General features: G+C 38.9%; 19 protein-coding genes and 1 pseudogene. 5 read left to right on the top strand and 15 right to left on the bottom strand.

Annotated elements, in window-relative coordinates; all coding sequences use genetic code 11:
* Nucleotides 1-8: 8 nt before the first annotated feature.
* The 4 genes from AB1I63_02730 to AB1I63_02715 all read right to left on the bottom strand — a co-directional run bounded on the left by AB1I63_02730 (nt 9) and on the right by AB1I63_02715 (nt 3,343).
* Nucleotides 9-890, bottom strand: coding sequence for an Arm DNA-binding domain-containing protein (locus tag AB1I63_02730; protein ID MEW4353803.1), 882 nt, complete (start codon nt 888-890; stop codon nt 9-11).
* Nucleotides 883-1,101: a DUF3173 family protein gene (locus AB1I63_02725; protein MEW4353802.1), complete on the bottom strand. Its 219-nt coding sequence runs from the start codon at nt 1,099-1,101 to the stop codon at nt 883-885. The genes AB1I63_02730 and AB1I63_02725 overlap by 8 nt, the downstream gene beginning before the upstream one ends.
* 103 nt (nt 1,102-1,204) lie before the next feature.
* Nucleotides 1,205-2,515 carry a Rep family protein gene (locus tag AB1I63_02720; GenBank protein MEW4353801.1) on the bottom strand — a complete coding sequence of 437 codons (1,311 nt, stop codon included), beginning with the start codon at nt 2,513-2,515 and terminating at the stop codon, nt 1,205-1,207.
* 486 nt (nt 2,516-3,001) lie between these two features.
* Nucleotides 3,002-3,343, bottom strand: a complete 342-nt coding sequence (locus AB1I63_02715; protein MEW4353800.1) for a hypothetical protein — start codon at nt 3,341-3,343, stop codon at nt 3,002-3,004.
* A gap of 303 nt (nt 3,344-3,646) precedes the next feature.
* On the opposite strand from AB1I63_02715, the gene AB1I63_02710 reads away from it, so the two are divergent.
* The gene (locus AB1I63_02710) at nt 3,647-4,876 is read left to right on the top strand and encodes an IS110 family transposase (protein MEW4353799.1); all 1,230 of its coding nucleotides are present in this window, start codon (nt 3,647-3,649) and stop codon (nt 4,874-4,876) included.
* A gap of 88 nt (nt 4,877-4,964) precedes the next feature.
* Here the strand turns inward: AB1I63_02710 and AB1I63_02705 are convergent, their stop codons facing one another.
* Entirely contained in the window at nt 4,965-5,435 is a 471-nt protein-coding gene (locus AB1I63_02705) for a hypothetical protein (GenBank protein ID MEW4353798.1), read from the bottom strand.
* Between the two features lie 239 nt (nt 5,436-5,674).
* Between AB1I63_02705 and AB1I63_02700 the strand changes: the two genes are divergently transcribed.
* From AB1I63_02700 to AB1I63_02685, 4 genes and pseudogenes are all read left to right on the top strand, one after another.
* Nucleotides 5,675-6,112 carry a helix-turn-helix transcriptional regulator gene (locus AB1I63_02700; GenBank protein ID MEW4353797.1) on the top strand — a complete coding sequence of 146 codons (438 nt, stop codon included), beginning with the start codon at nt 5,675-5,677 and terminating at the stop codon, nt 6,110-6,112.
* Between the two features lie 281 nt (nt 6,113-6,393).
* Nucleotides 6,394-6,663: a type II toxin-antitoxin system Phd/YefM family antitoxin gene (locus AB1I63_02695; protein ID MEW4353796.1), complete on the top strand. Its 270-nt coding sequence runs from the start codon at nt 6,394-6,396 to the stop codon at nt 6,661-6,663.
* Nucleotides 6,656-6,913 (top strand): Txe/YoeB family addiction module toxin, encoded by a 258-nt coding sequence (locus tag AB1I63_02690; GenBank protein ID MEW4353795.1) that lies wholly within the window; start codon nt 6,656-6,658, stop codon nt 6,911-6,913. The genes AB1I63_02695 and AB1I63_02690 overlap by 8 nt, the downstream gene beginning before the upstream one ends.
* Before the next feature lie 171 nt (nt 6,914-7,084).
* Nucleotides 7,085-7,656 (top strand): annotated as a pseudogene (locus AB1I63_02685) (alpha/beta hydrolase).
* A 25-nt stretch (nt 7,657-7,681) separates the two neighbouring features.
* Here the strand turns inward: AB1I63_02685 and AB1I63_02680 are convergent.
* From AB1I63_02680 to AB1I63_02635, 10 genes are all read right to left on the bottom strand, one after another.
* Nucleotides 7,682-9,193, bottom strand: a complete 1,512-nt coding sequence (locus AB1I63_02680) for a phosphomannomutase/phosphoglucomutase (protein MEW4353794.1) — start codon at nt 9,191-9,193, stop codon at nt 7,682-7,684.
* A gap of 313 nt (nt 9,194-9,506) precedes the next feature.
* On the bottom strand, nt 9,507-9,638 hold the full coding sequence (locus AB1I63_02675) for a hypothetical protein (protein ID MEW4353793.1): 132 nt from the start codon (nt 9,636-9,638) through the stop codon (nt 9,507-9,509).
* Nucleotides 9,635-9,970, bottom strand: coding sequence for a putative quinol monooxygenase (locus AB1I63_02670; protein MEW4353792.1), 336 nt, complete (start codon nt 9,968-9,970; stop codon nt 9,635-9,637). Before AB1I63_02670 ends, AB1I63_02675 begins: the two co-directional genes overlap by 4 nt.
* Before the next feature lie 4 nt (nt 9,971-9,974).
* Nucleotides 9,975-10,964, bottom strand: a complete 990-nt coding sequence (locus AB1I63_02665) for a lipoate--protein ligase (protein ID MEW4353791.1) — start codon at nt 10,962-10,964, stop codon at nt 9,975-9,977.
* A 213-nt stretch (nt 10,965-11,177) separates the two neighbouring features.
* Nucleotides 11,178-12,884: a dihydrolipoyl dehydrogenase gene (gene lpdA / locus AB1I63_02660; GenBank protein ID MEW4353790.1), complete on the bottom strand. Its 1,707-nt coding sequence runs from the start codon at nt 12,882-12,884 to the stop codon at nt 11,178-11,180.
* A 30-nt stretch (nt 12,885-12,914) separates the two neighbouring features.
* Nucleotides 12,915-13,964 (bottom strand): dihydrolipoamide acetyltransferase, encoded by a 1,050-nt coding sequence (locus tag AB1I63_02655; GenBank protein ID MEW4353789.1) that lies wholly within the window; start codon nt 13,962-13,964, stop codon nt 12,915-12,917.
* A 78-nt stretch (nt 13,965-14,042) separates the two neighbouring features.
* Complete coding sequence (locus AB1I63_02650; GenBank protein MEW4353788.1) at nt 14,043-15,035, bottom strand: alpha-ketoacid dehydrogenase subunit beta; 993 nt, start codon at nt 15,033-15,035, stop codon at nt 14,043-14,045.
* Nucleotides 15,036-15,053: 18 nt separating this feature from the next.
* Nucleotides 15,054-16,022, bottom strand: a complete 969-nt coding sequence (locus AB1I63_02645) for a thiamine pyrophosphate-dependent dehydrogenase E1 component subunit alpha (GenBank protein ID MEW4353787.1) — start codon at nt 16,020-16,022, stop codon at nt 15,054-15,056.
* A gap of 135 nt (nt 16,023-16,157) precedes the next feature.
* A complete protein-coding gene (locus AB1I63_02640) occupies nt 16,158-17,321 on the bottom strand; it encodes an ATP-grasp domain-containing protein (protein ID MEW4353786.1) in 1,164 nt (387 codons plus the stop codon).
* Between the two features lie 12 nt (nt 17,322-17,333).
* Entirely contained in the window at nt 17,334-18,074 is a 741-nt protein-coding gene (locus AB1I63_02635; GenBank protein ID MEW4353785.1) for an alpha/beta hydrolase-fold protein, read from the bottom strand.
* Nucleotides 18,075-18,082 lie beyond the last annotated feature (8 nt).

The raw sequence follows: 18,082 nt of genomic DNA, 5'->3' as shown, positions 1-18,082 counted from the left end.
CTAAACGACTATAACGTCGATTTTACCAGCGGACTATCTGCTAGTGAGAATACAAGTCTACATTCTCCCATTTGAGATTGAGCTTGTTTCCAATGTTTCAAATGCTTTAAAGTATCTTCATCAAGATATAAAAGCCTGATACCTGAACTTGATTTTGTGTCTGTAATATACCACTCTTTTTGATTTTTATAATACATTGAGCAATCTATCAAAACTGTGCCATTATCAAAATCAATCTTTGACCACTCAAGAGCCTGCAACTCACTTGTACGAACCCCTGTCATAAAGAAAAACCAAAATGTAGTAAAATAGAGTAAGTCATAGATATTAGACTTATCAAATGTACTAATAAATCGTTGAAACTCCTCAACTGTCCAAAAATCAACTTTTGGTCGCTCTTTCTTAACATTGCCGACTTGCTTGGCTACATTACTTGCTAGCATATCCAATCGAACCGCTAAATCAAATACCTGTTGCAAAATTTGATGAACGGATCGGATATAGTTATTTGATAACCCCTCAACAAACATAGCGTTTTGCCATTGCTTTACATGAGGAGCAAGGATATCCGACAATTTCATATTTTCAAAGTAGGCTAGTCTTTTAAATTTTGACCGTGTCATGTCAAAAGTTCGTTGTCTGACCTGACTTTGGTAATCTGGAATAAAATAATCCTCTAAAAACTTTTTAAAAGTCATTGAGCTATTAGATGATAATGCACCTTTCCCAAAATCAGCAAGCATACGTAAACGCCATTCTTGCGCCTCTTTCTGCGTTTTGAAGCCGTTTAACTTCTGTATCCTTTTGCCTGTTATACGGTCAAATCCAAGCGATACAGAGGCTCTGAACGTTCCATTTTGCATTGAATAGATATTCGGAAGTCTAGGCATGCTTTTCTACTTCCGTATCTTTTAAAGTTTCTTCATCAATTTTTACACCCAAAATTTCCTCAACTGTTTCCAAAGGTACTCGACCCAATCCCTTACTTTCATACCATGTTAGACCTTGACTAGCTAATTTTGCCTTTGCTTGTTTGACCAACATCATAGCTTGCCAAGAACTAAAACCGAGTTTCATTAAATCTTTTTTGACCACAAACATAGCTTTTCTTTTCCCTTCGTGTTATAATTTAATTGTTTTGAATTTTGATGTGTGATTAGTTTTTCACGCATCTTTTTTTTATTTTATAAATAGAGTTATCTTCCTAGTCATCTGTCACATCTTTCACTTTCTTTGGCAAAATCCTAGGATAGATATACTGTTCTAAAACATCGTCTAAAAATACATCTTTACTTTGACTAGATAATACTTCAAACTCTCCAAAATTTAAAATTTTATATCCTGTCGAATTTGGAACAGACAATTCCCGTATTTCTGATAATTCATATTGCCTATCATAGCCTAACTTTGTAATCTCTATTACATTATGAAATCTTCTCAAATATTGATTTAAATCTTCTTTAGGTATTTGTCCGAAAAAGTCTCCCAAACTCATATAGTTTGTAATGACTATGATACGACCAATAACTAATTTATTTTTATATCGTGCTGACAAATGCGACTTATTGAGCGGGTCAAGTAATTTTAACCAGTCGGACGGTAACAAACTATCATAACGTGGATCATCAAGTAAAATAATCTCTTCGCCAAAATATTCATCAAAAATATTTTTTGTACCCGCATCATATCTATTCCAGTTATAGCCAACTTTTTTTGCTTTCGCACTAATTCTAGTAATTAGTTCATTTGCCAAACTAGTTTTACCTACACCAGAGTGACCATGGATATACAAGATAGTTGGTTGGAACTCTCCTCTTTCGATAGCTTTTAAGGTTAATCGAGAGGCAATTTTACCGTAAGCCTTAAAGGCTTCATCAAATTTTTGTTGGTTATGCGACCATAAATACCTTAAATTCTCATCATCTAAAATATCGTCTTCAGTCAATTCTCCACGGACAATTTTATCATAAACTAAATCAAGGCTTTCATCTGATTTTTCACGCTTTTTAGTAGCAGAGTATTTTTCAAAATCTTCCTTGTTTTGGTTGATAAAGCTTTCATAATCAAGCGTATCAAACGTTTCTACATCACTTGCAGGATATTGGTATTTATCTTTATCTTTGGCATGAATAAGATAAGCTAAAGCGTTGATACGTGTATATTTACGCCCCCCCTTCGATTTAGGAGTTTCAATGCGTTCACGTTCCAAGCCTAATGCACCAGCTACCTTTGATAAGTCAACCAATTTTGGAAAATCAATATAGCCATGCACATGCGGTTCAACTAGTTTCGTACCATACGATACATCTTTATCATGGATAACTATTGCAAACTCCACAAATTCATCTTCTTCTACTAAATGGCGGATACAATCAAAGATATGTCTAAATATCTTATCCTTATTTTCTTGCCAATTATCAAGCAACTTTTTCTCCTCGGGAGACCAATTCCAATAGTTCGATTTCAACTGTTGCTCAAAAAGAAATCGTCTGTTTCTAATTCGTTTTCTACTCATCTTTCTCCTCTCTAATAAAACAGTGTTTTCGCTTTGTTTTCAAACTTTTTTCACAAAATTTTGGCACTTTTTGGATATATAGAAGCGTTTTTCTTTCTATATATCCACTATATATCCAAGAATATATCCAACCTTTTTCACCATTTTTAGGGTTTTTAATGCCCCGTTTTGAGGGGCGACTAACCGTCTTAAACCCAATGGTGTCAATGGTTTTGCACCATTCTATCGTCAAGTCCTAGAATGGCGCGCGCATAGGTTTTGGCATTATGGATATATAGAAACGCTAAAAAAACTTTTGACAAAATTTATGTAAACTTTTAAAATCGAAATAACGAAATTATGAAAACTTATGAAAACTCCTTTAGTGAAAACATAGCTTGGTTTTGGAGAGCTAGTAGTTGCACCGCACCTTCGCTGACGGGGGCGTTCCGCCCGACAACGAAGGTGCGGGCTACATCTCACCAAAAGCTATGTTTTCACTATAAATCAACGAGTTTCCTTCTTCAAAGATACACTGTCAGCTTTATACCAACCGCGACCATTATTGGTCATACCACCTGTCACATTACTAAAGATAAGTTCTGCTCCAAAGAATACCTCAATTTCGTTCTGTGTCTTGATAGTGTATTCTAGCTGATGAACTGTATCAACTACAGAATAACTATACTTGCCGTCTACTTCCTCTACGCTACCTGTAGAGACAACTTCAAGTTTTTCAATTACATCAGTTTCGTATTCATTTCCTGTCTTTTCACTGGTAAATGTTTTCCGAACCGTATTTTGTTGTAATACTTCTGATAGTGTACGATTCCATGTTGGTTGTGCCATAATTATAATTCATTCCTTTCGTTTCACTCAAGGCACAACACTGAATGAAAAAGTGCTACGCTCTTTATTTTTGTCTATAATAACAGTGAGAAGCCCTATCACTACTACAAATCACGGGGAGGAGAGTAAGTGAGTAGTTCAGCTACTACCTCGAATAATTATAGGTGTGGTTCTTCCTATCAAGCACAACTAACTGTGACTAAGAGCACGTAAACTTATACTTGGATAAGCGACTCGTTTGTGAAAGGGAAGAGCAGTCAAGGGATAGGAGCTTCTCTACTTTTGAGAAAGGAGTTTCCTCCTATGTTAAAAATCGTTTATCCTAATTGTTGTGGAATTGATGTGCATAAAACTTTTGTCGTAGCAGTTATTGCCATCACCAATAGTCAAGGAATTACTGAGTACCATCGTAAACGCTTCTCCACCTTTACCAATGGACTCACTCAGCTACGTGATTGGTTGGAATATTATTCCTGCTTCGATGTCTGTATGGAATCTACTGGTAAATACTCGATTCCTGTTTTCAATATCCTAGAAGAACAGACCAATGTCTGCTTAGCTCATCCCAAATATGTCAAAGCTATTCGAGGAAAGAAAACCGACAAGAAAGATGCGCAATGGATAGCCGACCTCTTCAAGCATGATTTAGTTGCTTCTAGCTTTATTCCCCCGCTCAAAATCAGACAATTACGTGACCTATTTCGCTATCGAATGAAATTAACACAACTTCAAGTTAGCGAGAAAAATCGTTACCAAAACTGCCTAACTTGGTCTAATCTTCAAATTGCAAGTGTCGTTTCCGATGTCTTCGGAAAGAGTGCTCAAGCTATTATTACAAGCATCCTTGACAATCCTGAAGAGAAACCAAACATTGAACAACTCGTTCACAAGAGAATGAAGGATAAAGTGCAAGACTTGGAAATCGCTACGGAAGGCGAATTAACACCTGAACAAGCTGAGAAAATCAGAGTCATCAAAGCCCACTATGATGCCCTAGCTATCTGTAAAGAAGACTTAGAAGCAATGATTCGGGAATTGGGAAAAGAATATCAAGAACAGGTCAAGTTAATTCAAACTGTGCCTGGTTTCAAAGAGGAACTCTCTGCACTCAGAATCATTTCTGAAATAGGGGACGATATGACTGTCTTTGATTCTGCTGGAAAACTCTGTTCCTGGGCTGGACTTGTCCCTGCCAACAATGAAAGTGCGGGGAAGAAATATTCTACTCGTATTTCTAAAGGTGGACAATACCTCAAACCTTTTCTCGTTCAAATTGCTAATGCTATTGTTAGGTCTGATAAACATCCTGAATTCAGAAACAAATATCTCAAGCTAAAGAAACGTCGTGGGCACAGAAAAGCTATCATCGCTATCTGTCGCAGATTACTGGTTTCTGTGTACCAAGTGCTACGGAAACAAGAAGACTACAATCCTGTTTTACAAGGACTGACCGAAATACGAAATCCTGATAAAACGATGTCTGTTCAAGACGCTGTTCGTTTTGCACAACAGCACGGATTCAATGTCGCTTAATCTCAAAAATCAGGTTTCAACACCTCTTTTTAGTGCGCCCAAAATTAGGATAAACAATAAATCAATTAGCTTTTATTTTTTTTCAAACTTAAATACCTCTTTTTTCTTTCTTTTTATTTCGTGAGAAGAAGCCTTTAGACTGATTTTCTTCCAGCACTTCCAGTCTTTCTTCTAGTTTCTCTACCCTATTTTGAAGGGCTGTTATTATTAAATTTTTGGAGTTGTGAGCTTTTACTAGCTTGTTTAGGGTAACTTTTGTATCAGCAACATCTTGATACAGTTTACGCTCTCTACGAGCCTTTAAATCACCCCAAATTTCCACTACAGACTGCGCCAAGTTATTTGTCTCATCAATCCTTTTAGACAATCTGACAAACTTCTCAAACTCTTCTTCGGTGAACTGATAGACATCTTGTACACGTCTACGGCTCACTCGCATTCTAGTCATTTTAAACTTATAGCCAGCTAGTTCCTCAACCTTTAAACGCCACTTTTTAACCGAACTGTATGATTTTCCTGTAGCTTTTGCAATATCTCTTAAATCTTTATAACATTCCATCTCCTTTTCTCTTTTCTCTAAAATATGGTATAATCAAGTTAGTTATTTTGGTAAGTCTTTGAGAAGTTCTGCTTTTCAAAGACTTTTTTATACAATCATAGGCTGTTACCTCATTTCTACTTGCCAAACAGTTGAATAGTTTGGTATAATTTGAATATCGTTATATACGATACAACTATTTTAACGCGTTTCACGATATTTGTCAACAAAATATCGTTTTTTACGATTGGAGATACATTATGACATTTTTTACTGATAAATTGAAAACTCTTAGAAAAAAAAATAAACTAACTCAGAAAGAGTTAGCAGAACAAATTGGCATAAAGCAAAATTCCTATAGTGATTGGGAAACAGGAAAAAATGAACCTAGTCTTGATAACATAATTAAATTAGCTAAAATATTTAATATTACCACTGATGAGCTACTAGGACAAACTAAATTTGCGCTGATTGATTACATGCCTTTACGAGATATAAAGCTAAGCAAAATAGAAAGTTTTTCTCCTAACGAACTAGACATTTTTAAGCACTCCCTATGGATACAATGTATACAAGATAAAAAAACTCTATCAGAACTTCAAACAGAATTGATAGAACAGCATAATCTCAATAAAAATCAAGAAAAAATTCTCGAAACAATAGTTGACGAACTTCTTTACTATATTCATCAGAAGTAACAACAATTTAACAACAAAATAATCAAATTATACTAAATTAAAACAATAGATTGTATTATCAAACGCTATTAAATCAACAATTCTAGTCAATCAATATATGACAATTAGCGAGTGGGAATAAAAAGATTTAATATCCCAAATAAGACAAACAGCACAGGATTTCTAACGAAGTTCTGTGCTGTTTGTTTTCGTTTTTTTGACAATATCTTGTACAAATTCTTGCTTTTTCTATGTTTTTGAGGTACAATTTATTGTACAAGTAAACAAAAGGAGATGATTCCATGGAAGCGGTAGCTTACTCAAATTTCAGACAAAATCTGAAGCATTACATGAAGCAGGTGAATGAAGATGCTGAGGCGCTCATTGTAACCTCGCGTGATGTGGAAGACACCATTGTAGTCCTTTCTAAGAGAGATTATGACAATATGCAAGAGACATTTCGTATTATGTCAAATAGCTACTTGATGGATAAAATCAAGCGTGGCGATGAGCAGTTCAAGACTAGAAACTTTCACACACATGAACTTCTTGAGGTAGAAGATAATGATTAAGGCTTGGTCAGATGATGCATGGAATGACTACATGTATTGGTACGATCAAGGAAATAAAACAACGATTAAGAAAATCAATCGACTCATCAAAGAAATTGATCGTCATCCATTTTCAGGTATTGGAAAACCTGAACCGTTAAAATATGACCTAACTGGTAAATGGTCTAGACGGATTTCAGATGAACATCGAATTATTTATAGTGTTGACGATACGACTATTTACATTTATTCTTGTAAAGACCACTATTAACCCATTTTAGAAAAAACAGGTATGAAATGACTGAAAAAAATTCTCAAAATAATCCTTCTACTGCTACTGGCATCTAGCTTTATCGGAGGAATTGCTATCCATAGTAGGACCTATCAGCCTACATCTGAAGCTCTCAGTTATGTCAAGCAAGCTAGGATTGAAAATGGTACAATGATTTTCAAAGCCAAAGATGAAAAAGGAACGGTTCTTCTCTATGGTGGTGGCTTGGTTGAAGCTAAAAGCTATGCCAAACTCGGAGTTGTGCTTGCTGAGAAAGGGTACACTGTCTATCTCCTTAACTCCACGCTTAATCTACCCATTCTCTCAACAGGTAAAGCCAAGAAAGTCATCAAACGTTACGGCTTGAAGCATGTCTCTATTGGTGGGCATTCCCTGGGTGGGGTTGTGGCTAGCATGAATACTGAACTGCCTGAAGTTGATGGATTGATTTTGCTAGCTGCCTATCCATCTGATAGCATTAATCTAGCAAATAGCAATCTTCCTGTACTCTCACTGACTGCCTCTAAAGACAAGATTTTAAAATGGGACAAATACGAAGAGGCTAAAAGCGACTACCAGCAGATACTCACTATGTGACCATTGAGGGAGGAAATCATAGCGGATTTGGTCTTTATGGTCAGCAACAAAAAGACGGAACGCCAGTTATTTCTGCTTCTGAGCAACAAGATGAAATCATTCAGCAGATTATTGCATTTTTAAGCCAAGAAAAGATTGAAAAGTAAGGTTTGAGACCTTACTTTTTTGATTTTATGATTGAATAATAGCCTGTAATTGTGCTTGATTGATAGCTGGATAGACTTTCAAACAGTGACTTATTTCTTTTAAAATAGCTGGAATATGACCTAGTTCGTCATTCTCAACTTGTAAAACTAGCAGAGGTTCATGAAGACTCATGCGTAGTAAGAACCAGCCAGAGCCGTATGGAGAGCTAACATCAAACCGCACCCCTTCTTCATTTTCAGGATTAAAGACAAAGCCATCTATCTTTTGCTCTCGCAAATCTGCAATCGCTTGTTCACCAAGGGCACGAAAATTATCTGTTTCCAACTTAAAGCGAACTTCCTGCGTTTCAACTGGCTGTTTTAAAGTTGCAATCAAATCATCTAAGCTCTTTCCGTCTGATTGTAAGTGAGGTAAAAGCATGAGAATCTTCGCCGCTGCATAGGTGCCATCATCAAGAAAGTAATTTTCCTTAAAGGCAGCATGACCGGATGTCTCAATGGCTAACTGACAATCTATACCTTCTTCATTAGTGGCGATGGCCTTATTGATGACATTGCGATAGCCTGAAATATACCGAATCTGCTTACCACCCAGCTCTTCAATAAAGCGTTTTAAATGTTCAGAAGTCGGCGAATTGGTCACAATGCTCGTTCCTGGGTGTTCTTGCAGAATGATTTGACTGAGAACGGCAATTAGATTATTCCTATTGAGAATCTCTCCTGACTTGGTCACGAGAGCTGCACGATCGACATCGGTATCAAAGATAATTCCCAAATCTGCGTTGTGGCGCAATACTGCTTCCTGAATACTTGCCATGGCTTCTTTATTATCAGGATTTGGGATATGGTTTGGAAAAGTCCCGTCAGGATCTAAAAATTGAGAACCTGCCGTCTTAGCACCTAGAGGTTCTAAGACTTTTTCAGCAAAGAAACCACCTGCTCCATTTCCAGCATCGACCAAGATATGCAAGCCTTTCAAAGGTTCTTGCTCTCCGTTATTGGCATTACGAATTTTTTCCACCAAGTCCTCAGCATAAGGGTTCATCAAATCAGCTGGAGTCACAGTCCCCTTACTTTCTACTGGTAATTCCTCACTGTTCTCAAGGATGAAAGCAATATCTTCGTGTTCAGCGCCACCTTTTTGGCTAAAAATCTTAATGCCATTAAAATAGTAAGGCAAGTGACTAGCAGTCACCATAATACCAGCATGACAAGCAAACTCTGGGTACTGCGTACTCATAAAGAGGGCAGGGGTTGTGGCTAATCCAAAATCCAAGACTTGAGCCCCAAATCGAGTTGCTTCTTGCGAAAAAGCGGCAACTAAACTCGGACCACTGAGACGACTATCTCGTCCAATTCCGATTTTTAGCTGTCCTGCTTGATAGATTTTAGAGAATTGCTCATCTTGGCATAGCCAATGGATGACACCTCTTGCTATCTTCCGAACTGCTTCTTCTGTTAGATTCACAGCGTATTCGTCCGTTTCAATCGCAATCCCTCGAATATCCGACCCATTTTGTAAAACATGATGTGACATATCTGCCTCCTTATTCTTTGCTCTTAGTATAGCACAAAATAAAGCGTTTTCCTAATGCTTCTATCAAATGATGGTGAAGAAAAGCAACATTCCACACATAGGCTTGATTAATTCAAGCAGAATAGCTGCCTGAACCAATCAAGCTAATTGGTGAAGACCGATCGAGACAGGAATGCTATTTGCTAGCTGAAAAAGCTGTTGCTGAGATAAGCGATGACTCATCACTAGAAAACTATTCTAAATTTTATAGTGGAAAATCTCTTAAAAATGCGACCAGTGCCATTCCAAATGGAAAAAATTAAGGTAGCCAATCCTACCAAAACGACTGATTTTCCTGATAAACTTTCTTTGTCCAGTAAAGATACATGGTTTTTTCTAAAGTCTGTATCCAAATAGAGCGATCCAGCTGCTGAAGTAAGTCAGCTACCTTTTGAAATGACATCATTTTTTCTCCTTACGAATAAAGATCAAATCTTGTTCGGGAACATCTTCTGAGTAATAACGTTCCACTGCCATATGTAAGTCATACTTTTCCCGCAAACGTATAATATCTCCCATCATAGGAGAAGCATGATGGAGGTCTAAGGCTTCTTGATTTTCCCAACTATCGACCAGCAGGATACTTTCCTCATCATCAAAAGGTCGAAAATATTCATAGCGCAAATTTCCGACTTCTTGACGAATACGTTCTGCGATACCTGTTTGTTCCATTTCTCTAGCAAATTGCTGGGCTGCCACACCCTTTCCCTTATAGGTAATCAATACTGTAATGCTCATAGTATCACCCCACAATCGCTTCTGCAATCTCTTCTCGACTAATACCTGCAAAGTAACGACTAATATCAAGCGTCTCTAAAGCTTCTAAAACGCTCTCGCGCTCATAAGGAATTCCTTTGACAACCTCTTCAACCGCAGCTACATCTTCAATTCCAAAGAAATCTCCGTAAATTTTTAGGTTTTCAATGCGGGATTGCACGACGTTGGCATAAACTTCCACTTTTCCACTTTGGAATTTCGTACCTCTCTTGATATTATAGTCTGGCGATTTCCCATAATTCCAGTCCCAATTTCCGAATTTTTCCGCCTTGGTCTTTTCAATCGCTGCAATCTCTTCTTCTGAAAAAATATACTCGGTCATGTCTGGATATTCTTTTTTCATGTAATCTAAAAGTAGATCACGGAAGGCTTCGACAGTGATCTTTTCAGGCAATTCATCAATAATATTCGTCACACGCGCTCGAACGGATTTTACACCTTTCGACTCAATTTTATCTTTTGAAACCTTAAGTGCCTTGGATAAGACTGACAAATCCACATCAAATAAGAGACAACCATGGTGCATGATACGTCCGTTGATATAAGCTTGAGCGTTGCCACAGAATTTTTTACCATCAATTTCCAAGTCATTTCGACCAGTAAATTCAGCTTTCACACCAAGAGATTCCAAGGTTTTAATCACAGGAATGGAAAAACTCTTAAAATCAAAGGCACGGTCTTCACTTTCCTTAGAAATAATGGTGTAATTTAGATTATTGTAATCATGATAAACAGCGCCACCGCCGCTAATCCGGCGAACCACTTCAATACCATTTTCCCGCACAAAATCACGGTTGATTTCTTCGATGGTATTTTGATGACGTCCTACGATGATGGATGGTTTGTTAATCCACAGTAGGAAAATCATGTCTTCGTCTAACAACTGCTTAAAAGCATATTCTTCTAAGGCAATATTGTAAGCCGTATCATTGCTATGATTGATAATGTATTTCATAAATCCTCCAGATTGAGATAGTCGATGACAAATGGAGAGTGGGATAAAAATATCCAACCTCGTTACATTTTATAATTCTAACAGTTTGGCGCATATCAATAGCCAAGGAAGTGACTATTGATACCTGAGCCTAAAAATTGGAAAGCGAAGTTAACAAAATCAATTTCTTCGAAATCACGATTGAATCCCACTCCCATCATTTGCACATGTTTTTTACTTTTTCTTTGGAGAATGTACAGCTAAGCCTAATACATCTGCAAAGGCTTCGTACATCACTTCTGAATAGGTTGGATGTCCGTGAATGGTCTTGAGCATTTCTTCGACCGTAATTTCCATCTCAATAATAGAAGACGCTTCGTTAATCAACTCAGCTGCTGATGGTCCAATGATATGTACTCCTAGGACTTCACCGTATTTCTTATCTGCGATAACTTTGACAAATCCTTGTGCAGCGTCAGAAGCAATGGCACGTCCATTTGCAGCAAAGTTGAATTTTCCGATTGCTACATCATATTTTTCACGAGCTTGCTCTTCAGTCAAACCGACAGCTGCGACTTCTGGCAAGGTATAAATTGCAGCAGGGGTTAAGTTCAATTTTGCAATAGCATGATTGCCTTTTAAGGCATTTTCAGCTGCTACCTCTCCCATGCGAAAGGCAGCATGAGCCAACATCTTGGTACCGTTAATATCTCCCGGTGCATAGATACCAGAAACGGATGTTTCCATGTATTCATTGACTTTGATTCGTCCACGATCCATCTCAAACTCAATATCACCAATCCCTTCAAGATCTGGTACACGTCCGATAGATAGCAAGGCTTTATCGGCTATAATATCGTCCTTGCCTTCAACTTTAATCCGTAATTGACCATTTTCTTCGATGATTTCTTGTAACTTAGTCTCTGTCAAAATCGTCATGCCTTTTAGTTCCAAAATGAGACGGAGGTTTTTAGAGACTTCCTTATCCATCGCTGGTACAATGCGGTCCATCATTTCAATAACCGTCACCTTACTTCCAAAGGTCATAAAGGCTTGTCCAAGTTCAATACCGACAACCCCACCACCGATGATGACAAGATTTTCTGGGACTTCATTCATCTCTAAAATATCATCGCTGGTCATGACCAAGGATGATTCCATTCCAGGAACATTGATTTTGCTGACTTTTGAGCCGCCTGCTAGGATGATTTTCTTGGTTTCTAGTACTTCTTCACCATTAACCAAAACATTCTTGTCTTTAGTAATCGTTCCTACGCCTTTATAAACATCTACGCCATAGCTCCGCAAGAGTCCAGCTACTCCACCAACAAGGGTTTGGACTACTTTATTTTTCGTCTCAAGAACCTTATCCATATCAATGCTAAAGGCAGGATTTTCAATGATAATACCACGATGTGCTGCATACCCGATATTTTCAATGATTTCTGCATTATGGAGATAAGTCTTAGTTGGGATACAACCACGGTTCAAACAAGTTCCACCAAGCTCAGATTTCTCAACTAAAGCAACTTTTCCGCCTAATTGCGCTGCTTTAATAGCAGACACATAACCAGCAGGACCACCACCAATGACTACAATATCATAGGCATCATCACTCTTATCTTCTAGCATTGCTTCACCAGTTCCCACTTCATTAGCTGGTGCTGCATCAGGCGCTCCTGAAGCCAATGGAATAGACTCGCCCTCTGCTCCTAGATACCCAATGACTTCTGTAACAGGAACTGTTTCACCATCTCCTTTTAAAATCGCAATCAGATAGCCATCTTCTTCTGCTTCTAGCTCCATGCTGACCTTATCGGTCATAATTTCTAAAAGAATTTCTCCTTCTTTGACAAATTCTCCTACTTTTTTATTCCATTGGACAATCTGTCCTTCGGTCATATCAACCCCTGCTTTGGGCATAATTACTTCTAAAGCCATGTCTTCTCCTTTATCTCTTTCTCTCGTCTATTATACAAGCAATTCCATAGGATTTTCTAGGGTATGTTTGAGATCTACCATAAACTTCGCCCCGTTCATTCCATCAACTACTCGATGATCAATCGTCAAGGTCAATTTCATGATTGGACGGATCACAATTTCTCCATCAACAACCACTGCTTTTTCTTGAGTAGCAGCCACGCCAAGGATGGCAGAGTTCGGTTGGTTGATAATCGGATTGAAAGAATCAATCCCAAACATTCCTAGATTTGAAATCGAGAAGGTTGACCCTGACATTTGGTCAGGTTTTAGTTTTCCTGCCTGTGTAGCCTTAATCAGCTCTTTAGATGCGGAGACAAATTCTGATAGTGTCATTTTTTCTGCATTTTTCACGACAGGCACGAGCAATCCCTCATCTAATCCAACTGCAATGCCTAAGTTCACATAATGATGAACCGTAATTTCTGTTCCCTCAGGATTGAGACTAGCGTTGATAAAGCGATGTTCTAGTTTCATCAGATTTTTCACCACCGCTAAACCAATCAAATCCGTAAAGGTTACTTTATTACCTGTTTTGGCTAAGATAGGCTCAATGACTTGCTTACGAAGAGCAATGAGATTGGTCATATCCACCTCGTAATTCAAGGCAAAAACAGGAGCTTTGAGATAACTTTCGACCATCCGTTGAGCAATGACCTTACGCATTGGTGACATTGGAATACGCTCGATTTCACCAAAAGCTGTTTGATTAGATGGTAGCTCTTCCACTTTTTCAATATGAGCAGGTGATTTAATCGTATCACTTTCAACATTTTCAGGCAAGAGAGCTAAGACATCTTTTTTCATGATCTTGCCACGGACACCTGTTCCGTGAATTTCTTGCCACGCAATATTGTGTTCTTCTGCAATTTTCTTCGCCAAAGGAGAAATTTTCACACGATTGGTTTCCTTATAATTTTCTACATCTTCTTTATGCACGCGCCCCTTTGCGCCTGTTCCAGAAATGTCGTAGAGATTGAGCTTTAGCTCATCTGCTAATTTTCTAGCGGCAGGGGTCGCTCTTAACTTATCATCTGTCATGGAGACTCCTCTTTCATGATTGTGCTTCGTATAAATAGGTATTATTTTGCATAATATTAGTTATGTAAAATAATATTGCTATTCTTTATGGTAGGTTTTGCGAATTGCATCCTTGATACTTTCAACGGTTGGTATCATTGCATTTTCGAGATTTTGTGCATACGGCATTGGCACATCTTCACCTGCACAACGACGAATAGGAGCATCTAAATAATCAAAGGCTTCTGACTCAGAGATAATAGCTGAAATCTCACCAATGTAGCCGCTCGCCTTATGCGCATCATTTACCAAAACGACCTTACCTGTCTTTTTCACAGAATTGATGATGATGTCCTTGTCCAAAGGTACCAGAGTTCTAGGGTCAACGACTTCAACAGAAATTCCTTCTGTTGCTAATTCTTCTGCTGCTTGCATGACACGGCGCAACATTTTTCCGTACGTAACGACTGTGATATCTGTTCCTTCTTTTTTGATTTCCCCTACACCAAGCGGAATAACATAGTCAGGATCCACAGGGACTTCTCCTTTTTGATTGAACTCAGACTTATATTCTAAGATAATGACCGGATTGTTATCTCGAATCGAAGCTTTCAGCAAACCTTTCATATCAGCTGGTGTTCCTGGAGCTACCACCTTCAATCCTGGAATGTGCGTAAACCAGCTTTCCAAGGACTGCGAATGCTGAGCAGCTGATCCGACACCATTTCCTGCTGCACAGCGCACCGTCATCGGCACCTGCCCTTTTCCGCCAAACATATAGCGCGTTTTCGCTGCTTGATTGACAATCGCATCCATGGCAATGACAGAGAAGTCCATAAAGGTCATATCTACAATCGGACGAAGCCCTGTCATAGCAGCTCCTGCTGCGGCTCCTGAAATAGCTGCCTCAGAAATCGGACAATCCCTAACACGTTCTGGACCAAACTCTTCCAACATTCCAACGGATGTTCCAAAATCTCCTCCAAAGATACCGACATCTTCTCCCATTAATAGGACATTCTCATCACGACGCATTTCCTCAGACATTGCAAGGATAATGGTATCGCGGAATGACATTACTTTTGTTTCCATATCTATCTTTCTCCTCTCTTAGTCTGCGTAAATATCTTCAAAAGCAGATGCTAGTGGTGGGAATGGACTCTCTTCTGCAAAGACGACAGACGCTTCGATTGTTTCTTTAACATCTGCTTGAATCACTTCTAACTCCTCAGCTGTGGCTAGGTTATTTTCTATTAGATGGTTTCTAAGTTGTTCAATCGGGTCTTTTTTCTTCCATTCTTCTACTTCTTCGCGCGTACGGTATTTGCCAGGGTCAGAAGACGAATGCCCTAGCCAACGATAGGTCACGCTTTCAATCAAGACAGGTCCTTTGCCGCTACGCACATGCTCCACTGCTTTTTTAAATTCTTCATAGACGTCAAGAACATTATTGCCATCTGGGATAAACATCCCAGGGATCCCATACGCAGCGCTCCGCTCATGGATATGTTTGACATTGGTCATCTTTTTAATATCCGCAGAAATACCATAACCATTGTTAATGCAATAAAAAATGACTGGTAAATTCCAGATAGAAGCCATATTGACTGCTTCATGGAACACCCCCTCATTTGTCGCTCCATCTCCAAAGAAACATACAACGATACGACCGGTTTTATGCATCTGCTGGCTCAATGCTGCGCCAACAGCAATCCCCATGCCCCCTCCTACAATACCATTGGCACCTAGATTACCAGCATCTAGGTCTGCAATATGCATAGAACCACCCTTACCTTTACAAGTTCCGGTGTATTTGCCGAGGATTTCTGCCATCATCTCATTTAAGTTAATTCCTTTAGCAATGGCTTGCCCGTGCCCGCGGTGATTTGAGGTAATCAAATCATCTTTATCAAGAGCCAGCATGGCTCCAACGTTTGCTGCTTCTTCTCCGACAGAGAAGTGCGTCATCCCAGGAACCTTTCCTTTCTTCACGAGTTGCGCAATTTTTAAATCCATCCGACGGATTTCTTCCATTTTACGGAACACCTCTAGTAATAGAGCTTTATCAAGTGTCATGATACCACAACCTTTCTACGATTATATATTTATATACTCTCTTTCATTATATCCCTTTATGAAAGCCTTGTCAAAAGAAATTGTGAAAAATGAACAATTTCTTTTGACAAATAAAAAAAGAGAGCAAGCTCTCTTTTTTTATTGAACAGCACCAAAGTCAGCAATCATCTGTTCTAGTTCTTTACGATTGTCAGTTGTGAGCATATACAGGCTATCTCCTTGTAATTCTGCAAAGGCGCGTGGCATGCGCTTAACAGTCTTGAGCTGAGTTTGGTATTTATGAAGAATTTCCTCCTCAGAATAGCGATAATCTTTCTGATCTCTTCGAGACACTGCAAGGCAATAAAGGGGTTCAAACTTAGACTCCTCAAAACCATGCCCTGCAACCAAGGACGCGTAGTTCTTGTAGAGATCCATCGAGTGAGCATAATTATAAACATCAATCGTAAAGCCTCCAGCTGGACGATTATTGTACTCAATAGCGATGTAATCATCTCCATCACGGAAAAACTCGATATGGAAAAACCGCTCTTTCATGCCAAATTCTTTGACAATGCTTTCCCCATATTTGCGTAGCTTTGGATCCATGTCTTTCAATACATAGTAAGAATTGTCCATCTTATGAATCATCAAATCAAGCGGTGTATGGGCATAGTCAAACGTCGTAGAAAAGACAATGTTTCCGTCCTTATCCGTCAAACCATCAAAGGTACAGATTTCGCTAGAAGTGACAAATTGTTCAAAAAAGTAAACAGTCGTTTGATCCCACTCAGTCTTAAACCGTTCTACATCCGCTGCAGTTTCTAATTTATAGGTCGCTGCTGCTCCCACGCCATTATCAGGCTTTGCAATCATAGGTAGACCAATCGTCTTGACTGCTTGGTCAATATCTGCCAGTTGTTTAATGACCTTACCAGGTACTACTGGAACTCCTGCTTTTTGGAAGTATTTTTTCATTTCAGATTTAAACTTGGTTTTTACCAAATCTTCTGTCTTTGCCCCAAAAACATTGAATTGCGTGCGTAATGCTGCATCTAGCTCCAGCCAGTATTCATTGTGGGATTCAATGCGGTCAATAGCTCCATGTTTATAGAATAAAAAGGCTACCGCACGCTTGACTTCATCAACATTTTCCAGATTATCAACACGGAAATACTCACTTAAAGCTTGCTTTAAAGGCTCATCTAACTGCTCATACGGTTCTTGTCCAATCCCTAAAACCTTGATTCCTTGCTGATGAAGCTCAATAGTGAACTGTTGGAAATTCTGCGGATAATAAGGTGAAATAACAATATAATTCATAGGAATCCTCCTTTACAGATTTAATTCATTGAGGAAATACGGCATCTGCTTGCGCCACCACTCCCAATCATGGGCTACATCATGTCCCCACTCGGCAAACCAAGCTGGGATATTTTTGTGATCAAAAGCCTCTTTTAGGGTGTAAAAAGATGGCAGACCATCGTGCTCCCAAGCCCCTAGTCCTGTACATATGATAATATCTGCTTGGCGATAGCGGTCGATAAACCAGCCGTCATTTTGATTCCAAATAAAGTCAGACGGAGAATTTTGATAAATCGCTTCATCTGTACCGTATTCACCAACAAAGAAACGTGCGTCATAAACGCCACTTAGGGCAATCACCTTGTTAAACACATCCGGATGATTCAAAAAGAAATTCAGCGCGTGGTAAGCCCCCATTGAGCAACCAGTCGTCATCATCGGATCGAACCAACCTGTGTGGTGTTTGATAAAAGGAATCGCCTCCTCAATCACATAGCGGTCATACGCTTGGTGCATCATAGCACGGTCATGCGGCGCTTTAAAGTCTGCTAGCCAACTTTCAGAATCCACACTGCTCAGTGTGAAAAATTGAATCTTCCCTCTTTCGATAAAGTCTCGACAAGCCTCAATCATGCCAAAATCTGCATATTCATTGTGACTGCCTCCTGATGAGGCAAAGACAACGACAGGAATCCCTGCATGTCCATAGTGGTTGAGCTTCATTTCACGATTTAGATGACCACTCCAGTGACTAAGATATTCTACTTGCATATGTTTCT

The organism is Streptococcus pneumoniae (genome assembly GCA_040719455.1).
GTDB lineage: Bacteria > Bacillota > Bacilli > Lactobacillales > Streptococcaceae > Streptococcus > Streptococcus pneumoniae_G.
The sequence above is the reverse complement of the archived record's forward strand: the minus strand, read 5'-3'. Positions and strand labels throughout refer to the sequence as shown.